We start from the raw sequence: 22,987 nt of genomic DNA, 5'->3' as shown, positions 1-22,987 counted from the left end.
GAAGGAAACCCCTGCGGCGGGCGATGTCGAGAAGGGCACCTCTGGGCAGGGCGTCGACCCCGGAAGCGGAGCACAGACTTCCGGCAGCGACGGAGACCCGGGAAAGGACGCCTCCGCCACCGGGAAAGGCCCCAGGAGAGGGGAATGGGCGAGTGGCGCCTTCCGGCGGCCCTGGAAGGCGTTGCGCAAATCGGGTGGTTCCGGGCCGGGGGAGCGGCGGGGAGCCGGGCCGGGGGAGAGCGAGGGGCACGCGCGCGGAGGAGACGGCTCGTCCCGTGACGGAGACGTCTCGGGCGAGGACGGTGCCCCGCGGCGCGCCGGCACCTCCCGGCACGACGGGCCGGCCCGCCGCAAGGAGTCCGAGGACGCCTGGGACGACGGGCTGATCGCGCGCCGGGTGACCGAGGGGGCGAACGGTGGGCAGGCCGCCGTGGCCGAGACCAGGAAGAGCCGGCCGCAGACCGTACGGCCGCTGGTGTACGACGGCCCGCTGCGGTCCCGGCTGGACGCGATGCGCGAGCTGGTGGGGCTGTCGCGCACCCGGCTCGACAGCAAGACGCTCGCCGAGGCGGGCCGGGTGCTCGACGAGGCGGCGGCACGGCGCAAGCTCTCCGGGCAGCACACCGTCGTCGCCATCGCGGGCGCGACCGGCAGCGGCAAGTCGCAGCTGTTCAACGCGCTGGCCGGAGTGGCCATCTCCGAGACGGGCGTACGCCGGCCCACCACCGCCGCGCCCATCGCGTGCAGCTGGAGCGACGGCGCGGCCAGTCTGATCGACCGGCTCGGCATCCCGGGTCGTCTGCGCCGGCGCCCGCTGCAGTCCCCGGAGGCCGAGGCGCAGCTGCGCGGACTGGTCCTGGTGGACCTGCCCGACCTCGACTCCGCCGCCGTGCAGCACCGGGAGCAGGCCGAGCGGCTGCTGGAGCTGGTGGACGCGGTCATCTGGGTGGTGGATCCGGAGAAGTACGCCGACGCCGTTCTGCATGAGCGCTACCTGCGGCCGCTGGCCGGGCACGCGGAGGTCATGTTCGTCGTCCTCAACCAGGTCGACCGGCTCCCCGGGGAGGCGGCCGACCAGGTGCTGGACGATCTGCGGCGGCTGCTCGACGAGGACGGGATCGCCCTGGGGGAGCACGGCGAACCGGGCGCGACCGTGCTCGCGCTGTCCGCGCTCACCGGGGAGGGCATGGGCGACCTGCGCGAGGCGCTCGGCGAGTTCGTGGCGGAGCGGGGTGCCGCGGCCCGCCGCGTCGCCGCCGACATCGACGCCGCCGCGGCGCGGCTGCGGCCGGTGTACGCGACCCGGCGGCGCACGGGGCTCAGTGAGCAGGCGCGGGACGAGTTCTCCGCGCGGCTCGCGGACGCCGTGGGCGCCACCGCGGCCGGTGAGGCGGCCGAGCGGGCCTGGCTGCGCAACGCCAACCGCGCCTGCGGGACGCCCTGGCTGCGGCTGTGGCGGTGGTACCTGGACCGCAGCGACCTCCCTACGGGGCGGCTGACCTTGCGCGGGCAGGGCGAGGAGCAGGCGACCGCGCGGCAGAAGGTCGAGCAGGCGGTGCGCACGGTCGCCGACCGGGCCTCGGCCGGGCTGCCCGCTCCATGGGCGCAGGCGGTCCGTGAGGCGGCCACCCGGGGGGCCCACGGGCTGCCCGAGGCGCTCGACGAACTGGCGGCGCGGGCCGGATTGCCGCCGGGGCGGCCGCCCCGGCCGGGCTGGTGGCCGGTGGCCGTCCTGGTGCAGGCCGCGATGACGCTCCTCCAGGTCGTGGGCGGGCTGTGGCTGGTCGGGCAGATCGCCGGGGTCATGGCGCCGAACCTCGGTGTGCCGGTGCTGCTGATGGTGTCCGGGATCATCGGCGGGCCGCTCGTGGAGTGGACCTGCAAGCTGGCGGCGCGGGGCCCGGCCCGGAGGTACGGGCTGGAGGCCGAGCGGCGGCTGCGGGAGGCGGCGGCCGGGTGCGGGCGGGCGCGGGTGCTCGATCCGGTGGCGGCCGAGCTGCTGCGGTACCGGGAGGTGCGGGAGCAGTACGGCCGGGTGCTGGGGACGGGTGTGGGGGTGAGGTGAGGGGCGCGCGTCGCTGACCTGCGGATACTGCGGGGTTCCCGGTCCGGCGTCCCTCGAAGGGGTGGCGGGGTTTTCCACAGGTGCGGGGCCGTCCACAGCGCTCGGCGGGCTCGGCTCGGCGGAGGCAGTCTGGTGGCGCGGCGATCGCGACGGACGCGGTCGTCACGGCGGTGGCGGTACGCGCGGCAGCGCGGCCGCCGCGGCAGACGCAGCCGTACGGGACGGGCCCGTGCGCGTGTCCGCCCGGCGCGAGCGGCCGGGCGGGGGAGGGTGACGACGAGGATGAACGAGACGATGGTGTGCGCGGTGGGCAACGTGGCGACGCAGCCGGTCTACCGCGAGTTGGCGGCGGGTCCGTCGGCGCGGTTCCGGCTGGCGGTGACCTCCCGGTACTGGGACCGGGAGAAGAACGCGTGGACGGACGGCCACACCAACTTCTTCACGGTCTGGGCCAACCGGCAGCTCGCCACCAACGCGGCGGCTTCCCTGGGGGTGGGCGATCCGGTCGTCGTGCAGGGCCGGTTGAAGGTGCGCACCGATGTCCGCGAGGGGCAGAGCCGGACCTCGGCCGACATCGACGCCGTGGCGATCGGTCACGATCTGGCGCGGGGCACCTCGGCGTTCCGGCGCGCGGCCGTCAAGGGCGAGGCCGGGGCGGCTGGTTCGCCGACGCAACCCGAGCCGGCGTGGGAGACGCCCGTCGCCGCCTCCGCGGCCGAGCCGGCGGATCCGGAACGCCGACAGGACGCGCTCGTGGCCATGGTGACATGACGTCGGGCGGCACACACCGGGGCGTCCGCCCGGCGCCTGCGAGCGATTGACCGAACTGCGGCTTATCAGGGTGTACGTGCCCGCCTCGTCCCGGTGGATTTGTCGATAAGCCCAGCTCACCGGGGTCGCGGCGATAACGATTACGAGTCGGATCTTCGGTCTCACGGGATCACTGGGAAGCCTGGTGCGCCCGCGTCCTTAGGATGCCGAACGTGGTTCTCGCGGCTTGAGATTCTGCTGGTGGGACCGTACGCCCCACGTCAACGGGTCCTGCTCGAAGGGGAATTCTGTGTTTGCTTCGTTCTCCGCACCGTCCGTGTGCGGACGAGGGGCGGCCCGCCTCGCCGCCGTGACGCTGGCGTCCGGGCTCGCCGTGGGCACCGCCGCGGCGACGGCCGGTCCCGCCGCCGCCGGCACCGCTCCGGCGCACGCCCAGGGCGGAGCGACCGCCACGATAGGCGGCCTGAAGACGTACGGCGCGGCCGTGGTGCACTCCGCCGAGGGAGACCTGGAGATCTCCGCGGGTCTGTTCGAGCTGTCCGTCGAGGGTGGCGGCATGCTGCAGACGTACTGCGTGGACATCCACAACCCCACGCAGAAGGACGCCAAGTACCACGAGACGTCCTGGAGCGGCACCTCCTTGGGTGCCAACCAGGACGCCGGCCGCATCCGCTGGATTCTGCAGCACTCGTACCCGCAGGTGAACGACCTGGCCTCACTCGCGAAGAAGGCGGGTGTGCGCGGCGGCCTCAGCGAGCAGGACGCGGCGGCCGGCACGCAGGTGGCCATCTGGCGCTACTCGGACGGGGTGGACGTCGACGCCGTCGACCCGGAGGCCGAGAAGCTCGCGGACTACCTGGAGAAGAACGCCCGTGACGCGGCGGAGCCCAAGGCGTCGCTGACCCTCGACCCGCCCGCGATCTCCGGCCACCCCGGCGGGCTGCTCGGCCCGGTCACCGTGCGCACCGACGCGGACAGCGTCACGGTGGTCCCGCCCGCCGATACCCTGACGCGCGGGGTGCGGGTCGTCGGCGCGGACGGCGAGGAGGTCACGACCGCGCGGGACGGCAGCCGGCTGTACTTCCAGGTGCCCGCGGACACCGCGGACGGCTCCGCCGAGCTGACCGTGCAGGCCTCGACCACGGTGCCGGTCGGCCGGGCCTTCGCCTCGGAGACCAGGAGCCAGACGCAGATCCTGGCCGGCTCCAGCGAGTCCACGGTCACCGCGACGGCGAGCGCGACCTGGGCGGAGACGGGCGCGATACCCGCGCTGTCCGCGGCGGAGAACTGCGCCGAGGGCGGTGTGGACATCACCGCGGTCAACGAGGGCGACGCGGCGTTCACCTTCGAGCTGATGGGCGCCGAGCACACCGTCGCGGCCGGCGAGACCCGCACGGTGACCATCCCGCTCCAGGAGGACCAGGCCTACGACTTCACGATCACCGGCCCCGGCGGTTACGAGGAGCGCTTCACCGGCGTCCTCGACTGCCGCACCCGGGCCGGTGAGGCCGCCGAGGGCGGGGAGTCCACCCAGATCCTCACCCAGCCGAGCCCGGCCACGGTCGGCAGCACCACCGCGGACGTCAACCTCGCCGCCACCGGCAGCTCCGGCACGACCGCGGCGATCGCGGGCGTGGCCATCGGCCTGGTGGTGATCGGCGGGGCGGCGCTGGTCCTGGTCCGCAAGCGGAAGTCGTAACGCCCGCAGAACGCCCCGGCGCGGCGAGTACCGCCGTCCGGGCCCCGGAGGGTCCGGTGCGCCGGTCACCCCCGGTGCCGGTCACCCGCCGCGTCGGCCATCCGCGCGACCGCCGCGTCTCCGCACCTTGACATCTCGACAGAGAGTGCCCGCCCCGTCACCCGCTGCCCTCGTCGGCCTCGCGCACCCGCCGTCGCTCGGACTGGTTTCCATCCAGGGGTGGCCGTCAGGCAAGATGGGGTGTATCTGCCCACTGCCAGATTCAAGCTGCCGGACGGTTTCTCTTGGCTGAGTTCATTTACACCATGCGCAAGGCGCGCAAGGCGCACGGCGACAAGGTGATTCTCGACGACGTCACCCTGAACTTCCTTCCGGGTGCCAAGATCGGCGTCGTCGGTCCGAACGGCGCCGGTAAGTCCACCGTCCTCAAGATCATGGCCGGTCTTGAGCAGCCGTCGAACGGCGACGCGTTCCTGTCGCCCGGGTACAGCGTCGGCATCCTCCTGCAGGAGCCGCCGCTGAACGAGGAGAAGACGGTCCTGGAGAACGTCCAGGAGGGCGTCGCCGAGATCAAGGGCAAGCTCGACCGCTTCAACGAGATCGCCGAGCAGATGGCGACCGACTACTCGGACGCGCTCCTCGAGGAGATGGGCAAGCTCCAGGAGGAGCTGGACCACGCCAACGCGTGGGACCTCGACGCCCAGCTCGAGCAGGCCATGGACGCCCTGGGCTGCCCGCCCGGCGACTGGCCCGTCACCAACCTCTCCGGTGGTGAGAAGCGCCGCGTCGCGCTCTGCAAGCTGCTGCTGGAGCAGCCCGACCTGCTGCTCCTCGACGAGCCCACCAACCACCTCGACGCCGAGTCGGTGAACTGGCTGGAGCAGCACCTCGCCAAGTACCCGGGCACCGTCGTGGCCGTCACCCACGACCGGTACTTCCTGGACAACGTCGCGGGCTGGATCTGCGAGGTCGACCGCGGCCGCCTGCACGGCTACGAGGGCAACTACTCCAAGTACCTGGAGACCAAGGCCGCCCGCCTCAAGGTCGAGGGCCAGAAGGACGCCAAGCGGCAGAAGCGCCTCAAGGACGAGCTCGAGTGGGTGCGCTCCAACGCCAAGGGGCGGCAGGCCAAGTCCAAGGCGCGTCTGGCCCGCTACGAGGAGATGGCCGCCGAGGCCGACAAGATGCGGAAGCTGGACTTCGAGGAGATCCAGATCCCGCCGGGCCCGCGCCTGGGCAGCGTGGTCGTCGAGGTCGACCAGCTGAACAAGGCCTTCGGCGAGAAGGTCCTCGTCGACGGCCTCAGCTTCACCCTGCCGCGCAACGGCATCGTGGGCATCATCGGCCCGAACGGCGCCGGCAAGACCACCCTGTTCAAGATGATCCAGGGCCTGGAGGAGCCGGACTCCGGCAGCATCAAGGTCGGCGAGACCGTCAAGATCTCGTACGTCGACCAGAGCCGCGAGAACATCGACCCCAAGAAGACGCTGTGGGAGGTCGTCTCCGACGGCCTCGACTACATCAACGTCGGCCAGGTCGAGATGCCCTCGCGCGCGTACGTGTCGGCGTTCGGCTTCAAGGGCCCGGACCAGCAGAAGCCGGCCGGTGTGCTCTCCGGCGGTGAGCGCAACCGCCTCAACCTCGCGCTCACCCTCAAGCAGGGCGGCAACCTGCTGCTCCTCGACGAGCCGACCAACGACCTGGACGTCGAGACCCTCTCCAGCCTGGAGAACGCGCTGCTGGAGTTCCCCGGCTGCGCCGTGGTCGTCTCCCACGACCGGTGGTTCCTGGACCGGGTCGCCACCCACATCCTCGCCTACGAGGGCGACTCGAAGTGGTTCTGGTTCGAGGGCAACTTCGAGTCGTACGAGAAGAACAAGATCGAGCGGCTGGGTCCGGACGCCGCCCGTCCGCACCGCGCCACCTACAAGAAGCTGACCCGGGGCTGATCTCTTGCGGCACATCTACCGCTGCCCGCTGCGCTGGGCGGACATGGACGCGTACGGCCATGTCAACAACGTGGTGTTCCTCCGGTACCTGGAGGAGGCCCGTATCGACTTCCTGTTCCGCCCGGACAAGGATTTCCAGCAGGGGTCCGTGGTGGCGCGCCATGAGATCGACTACAAGCGGCAGCTCGTCCACCGGCACGCGCCCGTGGACATCGAGCTGTGGGTCACGCAGATCAGGGCCGCCTCCTTCACCCTCGCCTACGAGGTGAAGGACGGCGACCAGGTCTACGTCCGGGCCTCCACGGTGATCGTCCCGTTCGACTTCGAGGCGGAGCGGCCGCGCCGGATCACCGCCGAGGAACGCGAGTTCCTGGAGGGCTACATGGACGACGAGGAGGAGGCCGTCGCCGCATGACGGTGCTCCACCTCGCCGACGAGGGGGAGGCGGCGGATCTCGCGGCCTTCCTCTCCCGGCTGCTCCACTACGACCGTGGAGCCGCGGTGCGCCTGCAGGCGGCGGGCACCGCACTCGCCGTCTTCGGCCGGCCGCCCTCCTTCGAGGTGCTGGCGATCCGGGCGGTACGGCTGGCCAAGCCCTATGAGGACGGGCTGGAGGTCACCCTCGACGTGACGGTGTCCGCCGGGGAGCTGCTGGAGTCCGTGGACGACAGGGCGGCCACGGCGGCCGTGCCGACAGCGGTGACCGGGCCGCCGTGGGCGGGGGTGCTGCCGCCGCGCGGGGGCTGGCGGCCGGAGCGGGGACTGCCGGACACGGACACCCTGCGGGCGATGGTCGCGGCCGCGGTCGCGGAGTTCCGGTCCCGAACGGAGGAACTGCCGCCCGAGGACCGTACACGGGCCGGACTCGACCGGATCGGACGCGAGATCTGGTCCCGGACGGTCGGCGGTACCGACCTCCCGGTGCGGGCCGTGCACGCGGCGCAGTCCCTGGGCTTCCTGCGGCCGGCCGTGGGGGCGGAGGAGCCGGCGCTCGTGTCGTCGGGCGCCTGGCTGCGGCTGCGCACGCCGTACGGGTCGGTCGCCGTGCGGCGCGGAGGGCTCGGGACCCTGGGCGTCAGCGTGCGCTGACGCCCGTCACCGGTGTGCGGGGCTCAGCCCGGCGCGTTCACCATCGAGGCGGCCGCGTACGTCAGGTAGTTCCACAGGATGCGCTCGTGCTCCTCGGACAGGCCCAGTTCGTCGACGGCGTCCCGCATGTGCTTCAGCCAGGCGTCGTGGGCGGCCCGGTCGACGGTGAACGGGGCGTGGCGCATGCGCAGCCGGGGGTGGCCGCGGTTCTCGCTGTACGTCGTCGGTCCGCCCCAGTACTGGATCAGGAACAGTACGAGGCGCTCCTCGGCGGGGCCCAGGTCCTCCTCGGGGTACATCGGCCGCAGGACCGGGTCCTGGGCGACTCCCTCGTAGAAACGGTGGACCAGGCGGCGGAAGGTCTCCTCCCCGCCGACCTGCTCGTAGAAGGTCTGCTCCTGAAGCGTGCCGCGCCGAATCTCATTCACCCGTCCATGGTCTCAGACGCGACGGACGAGGACTGAAGGCTTAGGACCACGGGAGCCGGAGGGCTCGGGCAGGCCCGGAGGGCCCGGGTACTCGCCTCGCGCGGTGCGGCGCAGCACAGTGGACCTATGGGCGCCCATGCACTCGACAAGGAGCTGGAGGCCGTCGCCGCCGCGGCGCGGGCCGCGCTGGTGCGGCAGATCGAGGCGAGCGGGGCGTGGGCCGCGGACCCGGTGTGGCGGGAGGCGTTCGCGGCGGTGCCCCGGCACCTCTTCGTGCCGTACTACCACGTGGGCGTCGTCGGCGGCTACGAGCGGCGCTGGGGCGAGAGCCCGGACCCGGACGCGCGCGAGCGGTGGGTGCGCGGCGCCTACGCCGACACCCCGCTGGCGACACGGCTGCGGGACGGGGAACTGCTGTCGTCCAGCAGCCAGCCGTCGCTGATGGCGATGATGCTGGCCGCGCTGGGGGTGGAGGACGGCGACCGGGTGCTGGAGATCGGCGCGGGCACCGGGTACAACGCGGCGCTGCTCGCGCACCGGCTCGGCGACGACGCTCTGGTCACCACCGTCGATCTGGAGCCGGAGATCACCGAGTCGGCGCGCCGGCATCTGGACGCCGCCGGGTACCACCCGGTCGTGGTCACCGGTGACGGGGCGCGCGGGGTGCCGGAGCGCGCCCCGTTCGACCGGATCATCGCGACCTGCACCCTGGCGGCGGTCCCGCCCGCCTGGATCGCCCAGTGCCGTCCCGGCGGCCGCGTCCTGACGCCGCTCGCCACCGGGCTGGTCGCCCTGACCGTGCGGGACGCCGGACACGCGGAGGGGCACTTCCTGCACACGCCCGCGTACTTCGTACGGTTGCGCGGCGCCGGGCGGCCCGAGCCGGAGCCGGCGGGACTGGGCGGGGTGCCGCGCCGGGGCCGCGAGCACGACCTGTTCCGGTTCCTGTACACCCTCACCCGCGGCAGCCTGGACCCGGAGGAGGCGTACGCGCTGTGGGAGTGCGAGGGGCGGCCCGGGCGGGAGCGGTACGGGATCACCGTCGGCGGCGGACGTCAGTGGGCGTGGCTGGACGATCCGGAAGGGCCCTACGCCTGGCCCCTCCCCGTCTGACGCCCCGGATCCGACCTGATTCGCCCGGTTCCGCCCCAGTGTGTCGGCCGCGGTCGCGTGCGGTTCAGCCGCGGCGGATCGTGATCGTCGTCCAGGCGCCCACGTGCACCCGGTCGCCGTCCTGGAGCTGCACCGGCACGAAGGGCTGGATGGGGTCCTCCGAGCCGTTGACGGTGGTGCCGTTCGTCGAGTTCTGGTCGACGATCGCCCAGCTGCCGTCCGGCTGCTGCACCAGCACCGCGTGCTGGTGGGAGACGCCCGGGTCCTCCGGCGGCACCGACAGGTCGATGTCGGGGGTGTCGCCGGTGGAGTGCCGGCGGCGGCCGATCGAGACCTGGTTGCCGGTGAGCGCGCGCTGCTGCTCCGGGGAGTACGCGGGCAGGTTGAGGCCCGCCGCCTCGGGGCCGGAGCGGTGCATCATCGCCATGAAGTACTCGCGGTCCGGACCGATGGTCGCCGTCCAGGTCGCCGGCCGCTGCGGGGCGGCGGGACCGGGCGGGGGCGCGGACTGGCCACCGGGGTGCGGATAGCCGTAGCCACCGGGACCACCGGGCTGCCCCGGGACCCCCGGACCGTGGGGACCGCCCGGGCCGGGGGACGACGGCGGGGAGAGCACCCAGTCGTCGTCACCGCCGCCGAAGGACGGGCCCCCCGGCTGCGGCCGGCCCGTCTCCTGCGGGAACGCGGGCGGGGCGGGCGGACCGGACTGATGGAAGGCCTGCGCTGCTCCCGGGTGCGTACCGGGGCCGCCGGGGCCGCCGCCAGGGCCGGGAGGGCCGCCGGCGGCGCCAGGGCCGCCGGGCATGCCGTGCCCGCCCGGACCACCGTACCCACCGGGGCCGCCCGGCCCACCGTGCCCGCCAGGACCACCCGGACCGGCGTTGGGCGTCGGACCGGGCGGCGGCGGCACCGGTCGCGACGGGTCGCCGCCGAAGGGGGGAGGACCGGACGGACCCGGGCGCTCACCGAACGCCGGCGGGCCGGACGGGCCAGGAGCCTGGGAGCGCTCACCGCCGAAGGGAGGCGGACCGGACGGACCGGGCCGCTCGCCGAAGGGCGGCCGGGCCGGCGGACCCGGGAGCCTGGGGCTGCTCGCCGAAGGGACCGGGAGCGCCGGAGGGGCCGGACCGCTCACCGAATCCGGGAGGCCCGGACGGACCGGGCCGCTCGCCGAAGGGACCGGGAGCGCCCGGCCGCTCTCCGAATCCCCCGGGGCCGCCGGGCCCGGGCCGCTCACCGCCGAACGCGGGAGCCCCGGGAGGCCCGCCCGCCCCCGGCCGCTCGCCGCCGAAACCTCCGCCGGGCTCGCCGCCGAACGACGGCCCGGACGGCCCCGGCGGGATCGGCTCGGCCGGCCGGTTCATCTGCGACGGCCGAGAGCCCTGGTACTCGTACGAGTCACCGCCCCCGAAGGAGGGCGGCGGGCCGGACGGCCGCTGGAACTGCGGGGCCGACGGGCGCGGCGCCGCCGGTGTGTACGAGGTCGCGGTGTTGGTCAGGAAGTTCCACCGGCACTCCTCGCAGAAGGGCGCACCGCCCTCCCGGGGCGTGCGGCACTGCGGGCACAGCTCGGGGGCCGCGTCCGGGGCGCCGGACACGTGGGGGTGTGCACCGGGCTGGCCGGCGTTCGGACCGCCGGACGTGCCGGGGCCGCCGGGCGGTGGCGGGAAGCCGTAACCGCCACCGGTGGGCGGCGGCGGAGGGGGCGGAGGTACGGCACCCGCCATGCGGTGACCGCAGACCTCGCACCAGTCGTCGGAACCCGACTGGTGTCCGTTCGGGCAGGTCGGCATGTCGGCGCTTCCCCCTCTCCTTTTCCGGCCGTTCCGGCCGGATTTCTCCAACCCCGGGGGGTCGGGCTCGCTTCGTCTCAGGTCACTTCTTTACACGAACAGTCTTTGTCGACCGGGTTTCGAGTGTCATCTCGTCGGCCTCCGCGACCTTCGCCTTCAGTCGCACAGTACCTGTCGCGGCATCGACCACGTCCACCACCTTCGCAAGCAGTTTCGCAGTATCCGCGTTCCCGGAGGCGCCGGCGAGCTGAACCGCCCGGCCCAGTTTGGCCGTTGCTCCGTCGATGTCTCCCGATTTGCGCAGATCCAGCCCCTGCTGGATGACCTGTGCCAGTTCGGCCTGGCCGGTGTAGTGGGCCACCTGGGGGTTGATCGACGTCGAGGCGACCATGTCGTCGGTCCACACGGCCCGTACCAGGCCCTGGGCGCCGAGGTTCTGGGCGGTGCCCCCGGGCTGCGGGATCACCAGGGAGACGCGGGCGGCGAGCATCTCCTGGCCGAGGTGCGCGGCGGGCACCTCGACGCAGAGGTGGTAGTCACGGGACTCGTCCCCCCACGACCCGGTGGGGTAGTCCCCGGCGCGGGGGCCCGCCTCGGTGCGGCGGCCGGTCAAGTCCTCCACGGTGGGGGCGACTTGCTTGACGAACCGGATGGCCGTGCCGACCGGGGTCCACAGCCGCAGGGCGACGTCCGCGACCTCCTTGCCCATCGCCGTCTCCATCATCCCCGTGAAGTCGGCGGCCAGGCCCGCCGGGTCGGCGACGATGTCGGCGGTGCCGAGCAGGGCGGAGGCGATGCCTGTGACTTCTTTCACTTCCCAGTCGGTGCCCACGCCTCGGGCGTCACAGGTGAAACGTCCCGCGCAGGCGTCCAGCGAGGCCCTGAGGTCCTGCGGTGACTCGTGCTCGTTGCGGCCGTCGGTGAGCAGGATGCCGTGCCGGATGACGACGTCCGCCGAGGACAGCAGGCGGTCGGCGAGCCGCAGCCAGGTCCCGATCGCCGTACCGCCGCCGGCGCTGAGCTTGCGCAGCGCGTGCTTGGCCTGGTCGCGGGTGGTCGCGTCGGCGACGGCGAGCCGGCCGCCGCCCGGGTAGACCTCCTTGGCGACGTGCGTGCCGCCGATCACCGCGAAGTGCACGCCGTCGCGCAGGGTGTCGACGGCGGCGGCCGTGGCGTCCCGGGCGTTGCGCATCTTGGCCGGCGGGTAGTCCATCGAACCCGAGCAGTCGACCATGATCGCCACGGCGGCGGACGGGCCCTGCCCCGGCGAGTAGAGGTGGGGCGCCGCGACCGCGCTCCCGACCGTGCCGCCGCCGGTCGCGGTCACCGTGACGATCGCGTTGACCTCCCTGCCGCCCTCCGGGAGGTACTCGTTCTGGTACACGTCCACCGAGAACTGCGGCACGTTCGACTTCGAGAAATTGGCCATACGCTCTCAAATCCCCCTCGGACGCCCCACGGGGCGTGGGGCGATGACGGAATACGGACCGGTCCCCTCCGGTCCGCCGGCCTTCCCAGGCCTCCCCGTGCGCGGGCCTCAGGCCGATCCTGCCCCCCGCGGCGGGGCCGGGAACGGCAGGACGGCCACTGTTACGTTGTCGTGGCCACCGCCGTCCAGAGCGTGACCGACCAGGACGCGGGCGGCGTGCAGCGGACGCACCGCGGCGTCCGGCGGGAGGACGCCGGCCATCTCCCCGGCCGCCTCCGCGTAGTTCCACAGACCGTCCGTGCACACCACGACCACGCCCGGCCGGTCCGGCTTGAAGGCGGCCGTGTGCGGCTCCAGTTCGTAGGCGTCCGCGCCGAGCCAGCCGGTGATCGCGTGGGCGCGCTCGTCGGCGTACGCCTCGGCCTCGCTCATCAGTCCCGCGGCGACCATCTGCGCGGCCCAGGAGTCGTCCTCGGTGAGCCGGGCGGCGGGCGCGCCGCGGTCCACCGGGACCCAGTAGGCGCGGCTGTCGCCGACCCAGCCGACCACCAGCAGGCCCGCGGTGACCACGGCGCCGACCAGGGTGCAGGCGGGGGCGTTCTGGTGCGGCTGGTGCTCCCGGGCGGTGGCGGGCTCCTCCACCAGGGCGTTCACCGCGTGCGAGGCGGCGACGATCGCGTCGTGCATCGCCTGCTGCGGGTGCGTGCCGAGCGGCAGGGCCGCCAGCAGCGCCTCGCTGGCCGCGCGGGAGGCGGCCAGCGAGGCGTCGTCGGGCCGGGTCGCCGAGGACACCCCGTCGCAGACGATCGCGACCAGGGCCTCGGAGCCGTCCGGCAGGGCGGTGCGGCCGACGCCGAAGGCGTCCTCGTTGCGGTGGTGGCGCAGGCCCCGGTCGCTGACGACGGCCAGCGGGCCGCACTCCTGTTCCATGTGGTCGCGCTCGCGCGGCTGGGCGTGGCCGCAGTTCTCGCAGTAGCCGTCGCGGTCGACGCGGCCCGCGCGGCAGGCCACGCACACCGTGGCCGGGCCGGCGGACGCGGCGAGGCCGGCGGACGCGGCGAGGTCGGCGGCGACGCGCGGGTCCGGGGCCTGCAAGGGGTACTCCTCCGGCTCCGGCCGCCGGTCGAAGCGCACGTCGGCGGCCGGGGCGGGCTGCGGCACGGTCCGGGCCGGGCTGTCGTCCGGCCGTGGCGGTACGGCGGACAGGTCGTATCCGCACGCACCGCAATAACGGTCACCCGACTCGAGCGGTTCCTCGCAGCTCGGGCAGGCGGACAGCTGGGGCATCTGCGACATCAACTACACCCATGTCCGGGGGCGGTAACGGTTGGCTCGTTCCACCAGGTCGATCCTCTCCTCGCCGCCCCGCGCCAGGCGGGCCAGCGTGCGGTACGAACGCTCCAGGCCGAAGCGCAGGCCCCGTTCGTCCAGGCCGCTGCCGAGCAGCGTCCGTCCCCCGGCGGCAGGGGGGTCCCCCCGCCCGGACGAGGCCGGGAGCGGGGCAGGGACGGAACCCTGACCACCGGAGAGTATCCAGTCCAGGGCGCTGCCGAGTACTTCCGTCGCCAACTGCTCCCGCCGGGTCGGGTCCAGACCGTACGCGTCCAGCGCCTCGACCTGCCCGGCGGCGGCGGTCAGATCCTCCAGGAAGGGTACGTCGCCGGCGGTGGCCGTGCGGTGCCTCAGCCGGGCCCGCACGGCGGCCACGCGGGCGGCCGTGTAGTGGATGGACGACTCCGGCACCGACTCCAGGGTGCGTACGGCGCCGCGCCGGTCGCCGGTGGCGAGCTGGACGCGGGCCAGCGCGAAGGCGGCACTGACGTGGCCGGGGTCGGTCGCCCACACCAGGCCGTAGTACTCGGCGGCGTTGTCCAGCTGGCCCAGCACCTCCGCGCACAGGCCGAGGGCCACCTTGGGTGCCGTTTCGCCGGGGAAGGCGTCGTAGACCGCGTCGAAGGCGAGGGCGGCGCCCTCGTGGTCGCCGGTGACCAGCGCGGCCACCCCGCGGTACCAGACGATCCGCCAGTCGTCGGGCTGCTCGCCCTCAAGCGCGCGCAGGGCGTCCAGGGCGGCCGTCCGGTCGCCGTGCTCCAGCAGGGCCCGGACCTGCCGCAGCCGGCTCTCCACCGAGGGCGCGGGCGCGGCGGCGAGCGCGCCGAGCAGTTCGGCCGGGGCGGTCGCCATGAGCCCGGCCAGGAAACCGGCGTTCGGATCGCCGGGGTCGACCCGGGGCACGGGCAGGGCGAGGGCGGCGGCACCGGTGCTGACGGGTCTGACCAGGCCGGTTGCGCCGGTGAGGGCGTGCGGGGCGGCACCGTCCGGGAGCCGTGCGGTGCCGGTGGCGGGCGCACCGCGGCGTGCGGGCGCCCCCCGCGCCCCCAGCCGCGACACCTCGCCCTCCAGTCGGGCGAACAGCTCCGTGTCCGTCACCCGCAGCTCCGGCCCGAACAGGGTCGACAGCGCGGGCCGCGCCCGCCCCGTCTGCAGGGAGACCACCTCCCGCAGCACGCCCGTCAGCTGCTCCGCCATCTCCTGCGCGGAGGCGAACCGCCGGGCCGGGTCGGGGTCGGTGGCCCGCACCAGCAGCCGGTAGAAGGACTCGTACTGCCGGAAGACCTCGACGGTGTCCGGGTCGGGCAGGGAGTCGGCGTAGACGTTGGTGCAGCCCTGGAAGTCGAAGGTCAGCACGGCGAGCGTGCGGCCCACCGTGTAGAGGTCCGACGCCACCGACGGGCCGGCCTCGGCGACCTCCGGCGCCTGGTAGCCCACCGTGCCGTAGATCGCCGACTCGTCGTCGTCCATCCGGCGCACCGCGCCCATGTCGATCAGCTTGAGCTGGTCCTCGGTCTGGAGGGCGTTGTCGACCTTGAAGTCGCAGTAGAGGAGGTTGCGGCTGTGCAGATGGCCGAGGGCCTCCAGCGCCTCGATGCCGTACGCGCACGCCTGTTCCACCGGCAGCGGGTCGCGCCGTCCCTCGGGGGTGCGGCGCGCGTTGGCGATCTCCTTGAGGGACTTGCCGCCGACGTACTCCATGACGATGTACCCGTCGAGGGAGCCCGTGCGCTGGTCGAGGTGTTCGACGAAGTTGTAGATCCGCACGATGTTCGCGTGCTCGATCTCCGCCAGGAACCGCCGCTCGGAGATCGCGGCGGCCATCGCGTCCTGGTCGCCGGTGTCCAGCAGGCCCTTGAGCACCACCCACCGGTCGGAGACGGCACGGTCGACGGCGAGGTAGATCCAGCCCAGCCCGCCGTGCGCGAGGCAGCCCACCACCTCGTACTGGCCGTGCACGATGTCGCCGGCCCCCAGCTTCGGCACGAACGAGTAGGGGTGCCCGCACTTCGTGCAGAAGCCCTCCGTGCGCCCGGGGCGGTCGCTTCGGGCGCGGCCCACCGGCGCGCCGCAGTCCGAACGCGAGCAGAACCGCTTCCGCTCCGGCACCTGGGGGTTGTCCAGCACCATCGCGCGCGGGTCGGGCCGCGGCACCTGCGGCACGTGCACCAGGCCCGCCCCCAGCCGCCCCCGGGCCGAGGAGCCGGCCGCGGAGCCGGAGCTGCGCACCGACACCGAGCGGTTGGCGGAGCGGCCCGACAGCGAGCGGGAGAGCCGTCCCGACACCGAGCGCCGGGACTTCGACGACTGCGACGACGTACCGGAACTGCCGCGGGAGCCGGAGCGGGAACTGCCGCTGCCCGCCGAGCCCCGGCCGCCGGTGACCCCGGTGGGCGGGGAGACGACCATGCCGGTCGCGGACACCACCGGCGCCAGGCCGCAGGTGTCGCAGTAGAGCTCGCCGCCCCCGACGTCCTCGTACGCGCCCTCGCAACCGGGCCGTTGACAGGACCGCTGTGCCTGGCTCATGACGGCGACTCCCCCCGACGGTCCTGCACCTCGGGCGGGCCGCCCTGCGGCGGCACCCGTGACGCGGTGCCCAGCAGGTCGGCCGCCGCCCGCTGGTAGCGCAGCACGGCCTGCTCGGCGACCCGCAGGTCGCAGGGCGCGCTCCACAGCATGCGGCGGGCCGCGTCGTACCGCTCCACCAGCAGCGGGTCCTCGGCCAGGCCGTGCCGGGCGACCTTCGCCCGGTACGCGTCGAGCCGGCCGCGCAGCTCGGCGCGGACCGCCAGCGGGGCGGTGACCGCGGTCAGCGACTCACGGGCGCGCAGCAGTTCGTCCTCCGCCTTCTGCTCCAGGGACTCCAGCAGCGGCGACAGGCGGTGCCACTGGGCCTGCCTGCGGTACGCGGCGGCCGTCGCCAGTTGCTCCTGCAGCGCGGTCGGCGGGCCGCTGACCACCGGCACCTCCGTGGCGGCGATCTTGGCGAGGACCTCCCCGCGTGCGGTGCGCGCCTCGGCGAGGGTGCGGTCCGCGCGGGAGAGCACGTCCCGCAGTTTCACCAGCCGCTGTTCGGCGTCCTTGCGCACGGCGAGCACGGCGTCGATCTCCCGGCGCACCTCCTCCAGGGCGCGCGCCTCCCGGTCGTAGACCGTGGTGTCCGGCTTGCCGCCGCCCGGCGCCGAGCTGCCCTCGGCGCGGTGCCAGAACGCCAGCGGGTCGGACACCACCTGCTCGCGCAGCCGGGTCAGGGTGCGCGTGATGCGCTCCAGGTCGTCCCCGGCCGGGTGCTCGCCGGGGCGGACGCCGACGGAGTGCGCGAGCCTGCGGGTGCGCTGGAGCTCGGCGGCCAGTAAATCTATCCGGGCGGGCAGCGCCGACCAGACCGCGTCGGCGGCCACGACCATGTCCAGCGACCTGGCGTACAGCTCGTTCATCCGGTCCACCAGCGCGGCCAGGGTGAACCGCTCGCTGAGCCTGCCCGTGCCGTGCGCCGTCGCGGCGGCGCCGGCGACCGTCACCGACTCGCCGCGCAGCAGCTCGGTCAGCTCCACCAGGTCCTCGCGGCTGGACCAGCGGCGCCGGGCGCGGATGCCGCGGGCGGTGCGCAGCGCGCCGGTGTACGCGTCGAAGTACGCCCACAGCAGGGAGACCGCCGCCTCGGTGGCCGCCCAGCGCTCCTCGGTCGTGCCGGTGAGTTCGGCGCCCTCGAGGAGTCGGCGGCCCGCGTGGTCCTGCAAGGCGAGGAGGGAGGTCTCGATCGCCTCGTGCTCCGCGCCGAGCCGCGCCAGCGCACGGTCCACCTCGTCCCGGTCCATCACCGGACCGGGGGCTCCCGTGACGCCCATCGATCACCTCTCGTCTGCTGGTCCGTGCTGTCGGTCCACTGCCGGCCCCGTCACCGGTAGCGCGGCGTCGGCGGGGTCGCCGACTCCGAGTCCCTACCCAGCGTCGGTGACAGCCACGTGTCGTAGGAGTCCTTCCATCCGCCGTCCGCGCGGTAGTCCGCGAGGATGCGGTTGACCCGGCGTACCAGATCGTCGGCGTCCTTCTTCATCGCCACGCCGTAGTACTCGGTGGTGAAGCGGTCGCCCTTCAGTTCCACCGCCGGGTCCTGCGCGGCCTGGCTGGCGGCGAGCGCGCCGTCCGTCACCACCGCGTCCACCTCGCCGAGTTGGAGCCGCACCAGGCAGTCGAGCTGGTTGGGGACGGTGGTGGAGATGTCGGCGGAGGCGGGCAGCCTGCCGGACCTGCGGTCCGCCACGAGGTTGTCGTACGCCGTCGAACCCGCCGCCGAGCAGATGCGCTTGCCCGCGAGGCTGCCGTCGTAGCCGGTGACCGTGGAGGAGTTGGGCGCGAGGACCTGCTGGCCGGTCAGGAAGTACGGCGCGGAGAAGGCGACGTCCTCCAGCCGGGCGCAGGTGATCGTCATGGTGCGCACCACCATGTCGACCTGGCCGCTCCGGATCGCCGGGACCCGCTGGTTGGTGGGGATGGCCTTGAACCGGATCCGGTCCCGGTCGCCGAGCAGTTCCTGGGCGATCCGGCGGGCCAGGTCGATGTCGAAGCCCTCCAGCTCGACCTCGCGCTCGGTGCTGTTGGGGTCGCGGTAGCCCCAGCGGAAGCTGTTCTGGTCGACGCCGACGGAGACGTAGCCGCGCTGCCTGATGGTGGCGATCGTGGCGCCCTCGGCGTCCGACGGGGGCAGGCTCTGGTCCTGGGGGTCGTCGCACGCCTCGGCCCTGGTCCGGCGGCCGTCCGCCGCGCCCGGGCCGCCGAGGCCGGTGCTGCCGTCACCGTGCGGCTGGGTGTGCGGCAGCAGCAGGACGAAGACGACGGCGAGGGCGCAGACGACCGCCATCGCGCCCACGCCGCCCCAGCCCCTCAGACTGGCCCGCACACGTCGTGCGTGCATCGTCACGCCCCCTTTCACCGGTACTCCGACAGCCTGCGGCCGATCCCCAGCACGGCGCCCAGCGCGCCCAGCACCGCCAGCACCGCCGCGCCGGCCGGCAGACCGGTCATCGCGTCCCGGCCGCCGCCCGCGGCCTGCTCGAACTCCCGCCTCTCGTGCGCCAGCGCGGTCTCCAGGCTGCGGTCGACGCGGTCGAAGCACTCACCGGTCGGCGCGTCCGCCCCGGTCCCGATGACCTTGCTGAGCGCCGCCTGGTAGTCACCCGCGTCGTCGGCGGCGCGGGCCTGCCGGTGCCGCTGCTGCCACACGTCCATGCTGCCGGCGGCGGCCCGCACCGGGCGCTCGCCCGCCTGGTCGTCGGCGAGGTCCCGGGCCGCGGCGAGACCGGCGGCCAGGTCCTTCATCGACGCCTGGTAGGCCACGTCGAACCTGTCCTTGAACTCGCCGCCCACCTCGACCGTCTCCGCGCCCCGGCTGACCAGCGTGAGGTTCTCGTTGCCGCGTGCCTTCAGGGAGGCGATGCGGGCGTCGTGCAGGACGTTCAGGGAGCGGACGCCGTGGTCGTAGGAGTCGTTGAGCCCGGCGCGGGCCACGCCGTGGCCGACGACCAGCCAGAGCAGCGCCACCGTCGTGGCGGCCGTGGCGGCGACCAGGCCGTGGTTCAGTACCCGGTTCGTGCGCAGGTAGGTGCGGTGCTGCGCCCGGGCCAGGGCGGCCAGGGCGAGGACGCCGAGGGCGATCGCCGCCCAGGGGTACGGCGTGGCGTCCGCGTAGTCGCCGCGCAGCCGTTCGTTCTCCGACGTGTAGAGGTCCTCCGCCGCCGGGAGCATCTCCTTCTGCATGGTGTCGTTGGCGTAGCGCAGGTAGGCGCCGCCCAGCGGGTAGCCCTGGCGGTTATTGGCGCGGGCGCGCTCGATGAGGCCCTTGTACTCGGGCAGGAGCCGGTTGAGTCTGGCGATCGTCCTGCCGGAACGGGAGTCCGGCTCGGAGCTGCCGGCGGCCAGGACGAGCTTCTCGGCCGCCGTGCGGATGTCCTTCTCGTACCGCTCGCGGGAGGTCTGCGTCTCCTGGCCGCCGGCCAGGAAGCCGCTGGAGGCGGCCGTGTTGGCGTCGGCCAGGGAGCGGTAGACGTCGGCCGCGGCGGAGCTGAGCGGCTGGCTGTTGTGCAGCACGTCGTCGGCGGCGGCCGCGCGGGCGGTGGTCTGCCAGGCGGTCACGGCGCCGAAGGCGACGACCAGCAGGGCGAGCACCGCGCCGATGGTGCGCAGCCGGCCCGGTTCGGTGGTCGCGGCGGCGCGCAGCCGGTCCACGCCCTCGGCGAACGCCGTCCGGCGGGGCGGGACGGCGGCGGCCGGTCCGGACGACGCGGGGGGTGCGACGGGTCCCCGCTGGGGCGGCACGGCCGGCCGCGTGGGCACGCCCGGTGCCGGTGGTGCCGCGCTGCTCTTCGGCGGTTGTGTCACTGCTGACCTCCCCCGTGGTCATCCGTCGCCGCAAGTATCACCGCCGGGACCGGTATCCGCACCGGCCTTGCCGCGATCTTGGTCGTTCGCGATTCTCGCAGCACCCCCTGCCCATGGATACGCCCGGGGAATCGGTTCGGTTCCGTGGCGGTCAGGTCAGGGCGCGAAGTGGCCGCGCACCCGCTCGCGCGCCCCCGCGGCCACCACCCCCACCCGGTCCAGCCCCAGCAGGGCCGCCCCCAGCACCGGAGGCGCCGTCACCACCCGGGGGACCGCCTTGGGGGCGCGCGCCGCCAGCAGGTCGCGGACGCCGTCGTCGAGCCGGGGATGGCGCGCCGCCAGCACACCGCCCCCCAGCAGCACCGGCGTCGCCTCGTCCAGCAGGTCCAGCCGGGACAGGGCGACCGCCGCCATGGCCACGACCTCCTCGGCGAGCCGGTCCACGAGGGCGCCCGCCACCGGGTCGCCGCCGGCGGCCGTGGCGAAGAGGACCGGCGTCAGCTCGTGCCGCCGGCGCGGCGGCACCCGCTCCAGGTGCAGCGCCTCGATCAGCGCGTGCATGGAGCCCAGCCCGAAGCGCGCGGGCAGGGTCCGCGCCAGCTCGGTCGGATCGCCGCGCCCGTCCTCCGCGCGGGCCGCGTGGAACAGCGCCTCCTCGGCCAGTCCCCAGCCACCGCCCCAGTCCCCGGAGATCCGCCCGACCGCCGGGAACCGCGCGGTGCGCCCGTCGGGCCGCATGCCGACGCAGTTGATGCCCGCCCCGCACACCACCGCGACACCGCGCGGCTCGCCCACCCCGGCGCGCAGGATCGCGAAGGTGTCGTTGCGGACCTCGACGGTCGCCCCCCACGCGCGCGCGTGCAGCGCGTCGGCCAGCTGCCGTTCCTCCTCGGGGAAGTCGGCGTTGGCGAGGCAGGCCGAGACATGGGTGACGGAGGTGACGCCGGCCGCGGCGAGGGCCCGTTCCGCCGCCTCGGCGAGCACGTCCGTCGCCGCCCCCACCCCCACGGCCGGCGGCCGGAACCCGCCGCCCCGCGCGGTGGCGAGCACCCGCCCGTCGGCCGCCACCACCGCGACGTCGGTCTTGCTGTTGCCCGCGTCGACGGCGAGCACACTGGGGGTCAGGCCCATGGGAGGTAGTCCCGGTTGTGGGCGATCAGCCGGTCGGCGAGGGGGCCGGCGTACGCGTGCTGCCCGATGAGAGGGTGCGCCAGGAGCGCCCGGAAGACCCGCTCCCGGCCGCCGCGCAGGGCCGCGTCCAGGGCCAGCTCCTCGTACGCCGTCACGCTCGCCATCAGGCCCGCGTACAGCGGATCCACCGCCGGGACCGGCAGCGGCACCGGGCCGCCCCCCGCGCCCACCGCCGCCTGCACCTCGATCACCGCGTCGTCCGGCAGGAAGGGCAGCGTGCCCCGGTTGCAGGTGTTCACCACCTGGTACGGGCTGCCCGCGCCGCTCAGCAGCGCCGCCGCCAGGTCCACGGCCGCCTCCGAGTAGTAGGCGCCGCCCCGCCCGGCCAGCAGCTCCGGCTTCTCGTCGAGCGCCGGGTCGCCGTACATCCGCAGCAGCTCCCGCTCCATGGCGGCCACTTCCGCCGCCCGCGACGGTGTGGTGCGCAACTCGCGGACGACCTCGTCGTGGGCGTAGTAGTAGCGCAGGTAGTACGACGGCAGCACGCCCAGGCGGCCCAGCAGGTCGGGCGGCAGGCGCAGGTCCGCGGCGATGGCGTCGCCGTGCTCCGCGAGCAGTCCGGGCAGGACGTCCTCGCCCCGGGGGCCGCCCAGGCGCACGCCGGTCTCCCAGGTGAGGTGGTTCAGGCCCACGTGGTCGAGGTGGACGCCGGCCGGGGCGACCCCGAGCAGCGCGGCGACCTTCCGCTGGAGGCCGATCGCCACGTTGCACAGCCCGACCGCCTTGTACCCGGCCCGCAGCAGGGCGCGGGTGACGATGCCGACCGGGTTGGTGAAGTCGATGATCCAGGCGTCCGGGCTGACCCGCCGGACCCGGTCGGCGATGTCGAGCACCACCGGCACGGTGCGCAGCGCCTTCGCCAGACCGCCCGCGCCGGTCGTCTCCTGGCCCACGCAGCCGCACTCCAAAGGCCAGGTCTCGTCCCGCTGCCGGGCCGCCTGCCCGCCGACGCGCAGCTGGAGCAGGACCGCGTCGGCGCCCTCGGCGCCTGCGGCCAGGTCGGAGGTGGTCACCACCCGGCCGCCGTGCCCCTGGCGGGCGAGGATCCGCCGGGCCAGGCCGCCCACCAGCTCCAGGCGGTCGGCCGCCGGGTCGACGAGCACCAGTTCCTCGACGGGCAGGGCCTCCCGCAGCCGGGCGAGTCCGTCCACGAGTTCGGGGGTGTAGGTCGAACCGCCGCCGACCACGGTGAGTTTCATCCGTCCAGTCAACCCTTCGTGCCGTCGTTCCGGTGGGAGAAACGAGGGGGAGGGGCGAGGGGGTGGTGCGAGGCGTGAGGCGAGGGGGCGAAGCGGGATCTTCCGGGCGCGGTGCGGCTTCCCGGAGCGAGGGGCGCGCGGGCTTTTCAGCGTGCGGCGTCGACGACCTCGTCGCGCGGGGCGGCGGGGGCGCTCTCCCGCGCGCCGCGCGGGACGGGGTGTGCGCGCACCTCGCCGAGGACGGGCCGGGGCCGGGCCGCCGCCGGCTCCGCCACCCCGGCCCGCACCGCGCAGGGTCTCACCGCCGGCGGTGAGGGAGGTGCCGCACAGGACGACCAGTCCGGGGCCGAGGACGGCGACGAGGGCGGCCAGGCCGGTGGAGGCGAGGCGGGTGGCGCAGGCGCGCAGGAACCGGTGGTGCGGGCCGTCGCCCGACGGGAGCCGGGCGTGCGGGCCGGGGCGGCCCGCCCCGGTGCCGGGCGCCACGTCCAGCCCGGCGGCCTCCAGCCGGGCCGGCCGCGCGGGGGCCGGCCCGGACAAGGCCGGTG

At 74.5% G+C, this 22,987-nt stretch carries 18 protein-coding genes; 7 read left to right on the top strand and 11 right to left on the bottom strand.

Annotated features, from left to right (window positions below):
- The first annotated feature begins 181 nt into the window (after positions 1–181).
- The 6 genes from ACFF45_RS26565 (at position 182) to ACFF45_RS26540 (ending at position 7,573) form a co-directional block, all read left to right on the top strand.
- On the top strand, positions 182–2,065 hold the full coding sequence (locus ACFF45_RS26565; protein ID WP_417801367.1) for a GTPase: 1,884 nt from the start codon (positions 182–184) through the stop codon (positions 2,063–2,065).
- Positions 2,066–2,347: 282 nt separating this feature from the next.
- Complete coding sequence (locus ACFF45_RS26560) at positions 2,348–2,836, top strand: single-stranded DNA-binding protein (protein WP_381349034.1); 489 nt, start codon at positions 2,348–2,350, stop codon at positions 2,834–2,836.
- A 289-nt stretch (positions 2,837–3,125) separates the two neighbouring features.
- Positions 3,126–4,535 (top strand): Cys-Gln thioester bond-forming surface protein, encoded by a 1,410-nt coding sequence (locus tag ACFF45_RS26555; protein WP_381349032.1) that lies wholly within the window; start codon positions 3,126–3,128, stop codon positions 4,533–4,535.
- A gap of 284 nt (positions 4,536–4,819) precedes the next feature.
- Positions 4,820–6,484, top strand: coding sequence for an energy-dependent translational throttle protein EttA (ettA, locus tag ACFF45_RS26550; protein ID WP_381349031.1), 1,665 nt, complete (start codon positions 4,820–4,822; stop codon positions 6,482–6,484).
- 4 nt (positions 6,485–6,488) lie between these two features.
- Complete coding sequence (locus ACFF45_RS26545) at positions 6,489–6,899, top strand: acyl-CoA thioesterase (RefSeq protein ID WP_381349029.1); 411 nt, start codon at positions 6,489–6,491, stop codon at positions 6,897–6,899.
- Positions 6,896–7,573: a DUF8185 domain-containing protein gene (locus ACFF45_RS26540; protein WP_381349028.1), complete on the top strand. Its 678-nt coding sequence runs from the start codon at positions 6,896–6,898 to the stop codon at positions 7,571–7,573. The genes ACFF45_RS26545 and ACFF45_RS26540 overlap by 4 nt, the downstream gene beginning before the upstream one ends.
- 23 nt (positions 7,574–7,596) lie before the next feature.
- Here the strand turns inward: ACFF45_RS26540 and ACFF45_RS26535 are convergent, their stop codons facing one another.
- A complete protein-coding gene (locus tag ACFF45_RS26535) occupies positions 7,597–8,001 on the bottom strand; it encodes a globin (RefSeq protein WP_381349026.1) in 405 nt (134 codons plus the stop codon).
- A 126-nt stretch (positions 8,002–8,127) separates the two neighbouring features.
- Between ACFF45_RS26535 and ACFF45_RS26530 the strand changes: the two genes are divergently transcribed.
- A complete protein-coding gene (locus ACFF45_RS26530) occupies positions 8,128–9,114 on the top strand; it encodes a methyltransferase domain-containing protein (protein WP_381349024.1) in 987 nt (328 codons plus the stop codon).
- Between the two features lie 64 nt (positions 9,115–9,178).
- Here the strand turns inward: ACFF45_RS26530 and ACFF45_RS26525 are convergent, their stop codons facing one another.
- The 10 genes from ACFF45_RS26525 to ACFF45_RS26480 all read right to left on the bottom strand — a co-directional run bounded on the left by ACFF45_RS26525 (position 9,179) and on the right by ACFF45_RS26480 (position 22,741).
- Positions 9,179–9,919, bottom strand: a complete 741-nt coding sequence (locus ACFF45_RS26525) for an FHA domain-containing protein (protein WP_381349023.1) — start codon at positions 9,917–9,919, stop codon at positions 9,179–9,181.
- A gap of 1,070 nt (positions 9,920–10,989) precedes the next feature.
- Positions 10,990–12,336: a vWA domain-containing protein gene (locus ACFF45_RS26520; protein ID WP_381349022.1), complete on the bottom strand. Its 1,347-nt coding sequence runs from the start codon at positions 12,334–12,336 to the stop codon at positions 10,990–10,992.
- 108 nt (positions 12,337–12,444) lie between these two features.
- The gene (locus ACFF45_RS26515) at positions 12,445–13,632 is read right to left on the bottom strand and encodes a protein phosphatase 2C domain-containing protein (RefSeq protein WP_381349020.1); all 1,188 of its coding nucleotides are present in this window, start codon (positions 13,630–13,632) and stop codon (positions 12,445–12,447) included.
- A 3-nt stretch (positions 13,633–13,635) separates the two neighbouring features.
- Positions 13,636–16,197, bottom strand: coding sequence for a serine/threonine-protein kinase (locus ACFF45_RS26510; protein WP_381349018.1), 2,562 nt, complete (start codon positions 16,195–16,197; stop codon positions 13,636–13,638).
- Positions 16,194–17,519: a hypothetical protein gene (locus ACFF45_RS26505; protein ID WP_381349017.1), complete on the bottom strand. Its 1,326-nt coding sequence runs from the start codon at positions 17,517–17,519 to the stop codon at positions 16,194–16,196. Before ACFF45_RS26505 ends, ACFF45_RS26510 begins: the two co-directional genes overlap by 4 nt.
- 50 nt (positions 17,520–17,569) lie before the next feature.
- Positions 17,570–18,586 (bottom strand): glutamate ABC transporter substrate-binding protein, encoded by a 1,017-nt coding sequence (locus ACFF45_RS26500; protein WP_381349016.1) that lies wholly within the window; start codon positions 18,584–18,586, stop codon positions 17,570–17,572.
- A gap of 14 nt (positions 18,587–18,600) precedes the next feature.
- Positions 18,601–20,049, bottom strand: coding sequence for a GlnX family signal transduction membrane protein (locus ACFF45_RS26495; RefSeq protein WP_381349015.1), 1,449 nt, complete (start codon positions 20,047–20,049; stop codon positions 18,601–18,603).
- 156 nt (positions 20,050–20,205) lie between these two features.
- Complete coding sequence (locus tag ACFF45_RS26490) at positions 20,206–21,180, bottom strand: N-acetylglucosamine kinase (protein ID WP_381349014.1); 975 nt, start codon at positions 21,178–21,180, stop codon at positions 20,206–20,208.
- Positions 21,171–22,439 carry a 6-phospho-beta-glucosidase gene (locus tag ACFF45_RS26485; protein ID WP_381349012.1) on the bottom strand — a complete coding sequence of 423 codons (1,269 nt, stop codon included), beginning with the start codon at positions 22,437–22,439 and terminating at the stop codon, positions 21,171–21,173. Before ACFF45_RS26485 ends, ACFF45_RS26490 begins: the two co-directional genes overlap by 10 nt.
- 146 nt (positions 22,440–22,585) lie before the next feature.
- Positions 22,586–22,741, bottom strand: coding sequence for a hypothetical protein (locus ACFF45_RS26480; RefSeq protein ID WP_381349011.1), 156 nt, complete (start codon positions 22,739–22,741; stop codon positions 22,586–22,588).
- Positions 22,742–22,987: the final 246 nt, after the last annotated feature.

Origin of the sequence: Streptomyces cinereospinus, from assembly GCF_042430725.1 — a bacterium.
GTDB classification, from domain to species: Bacteria; Actinomycetota; Actinomycetes; order Streptomycetales; family Streptomycetaceae; genus Streptomyces; species Streptomyces cinereospinus.
Note: the sequence above shows the minus strand (reverse complement) of the source record. Positions and strands in the feature narration are given on the sequence as shown.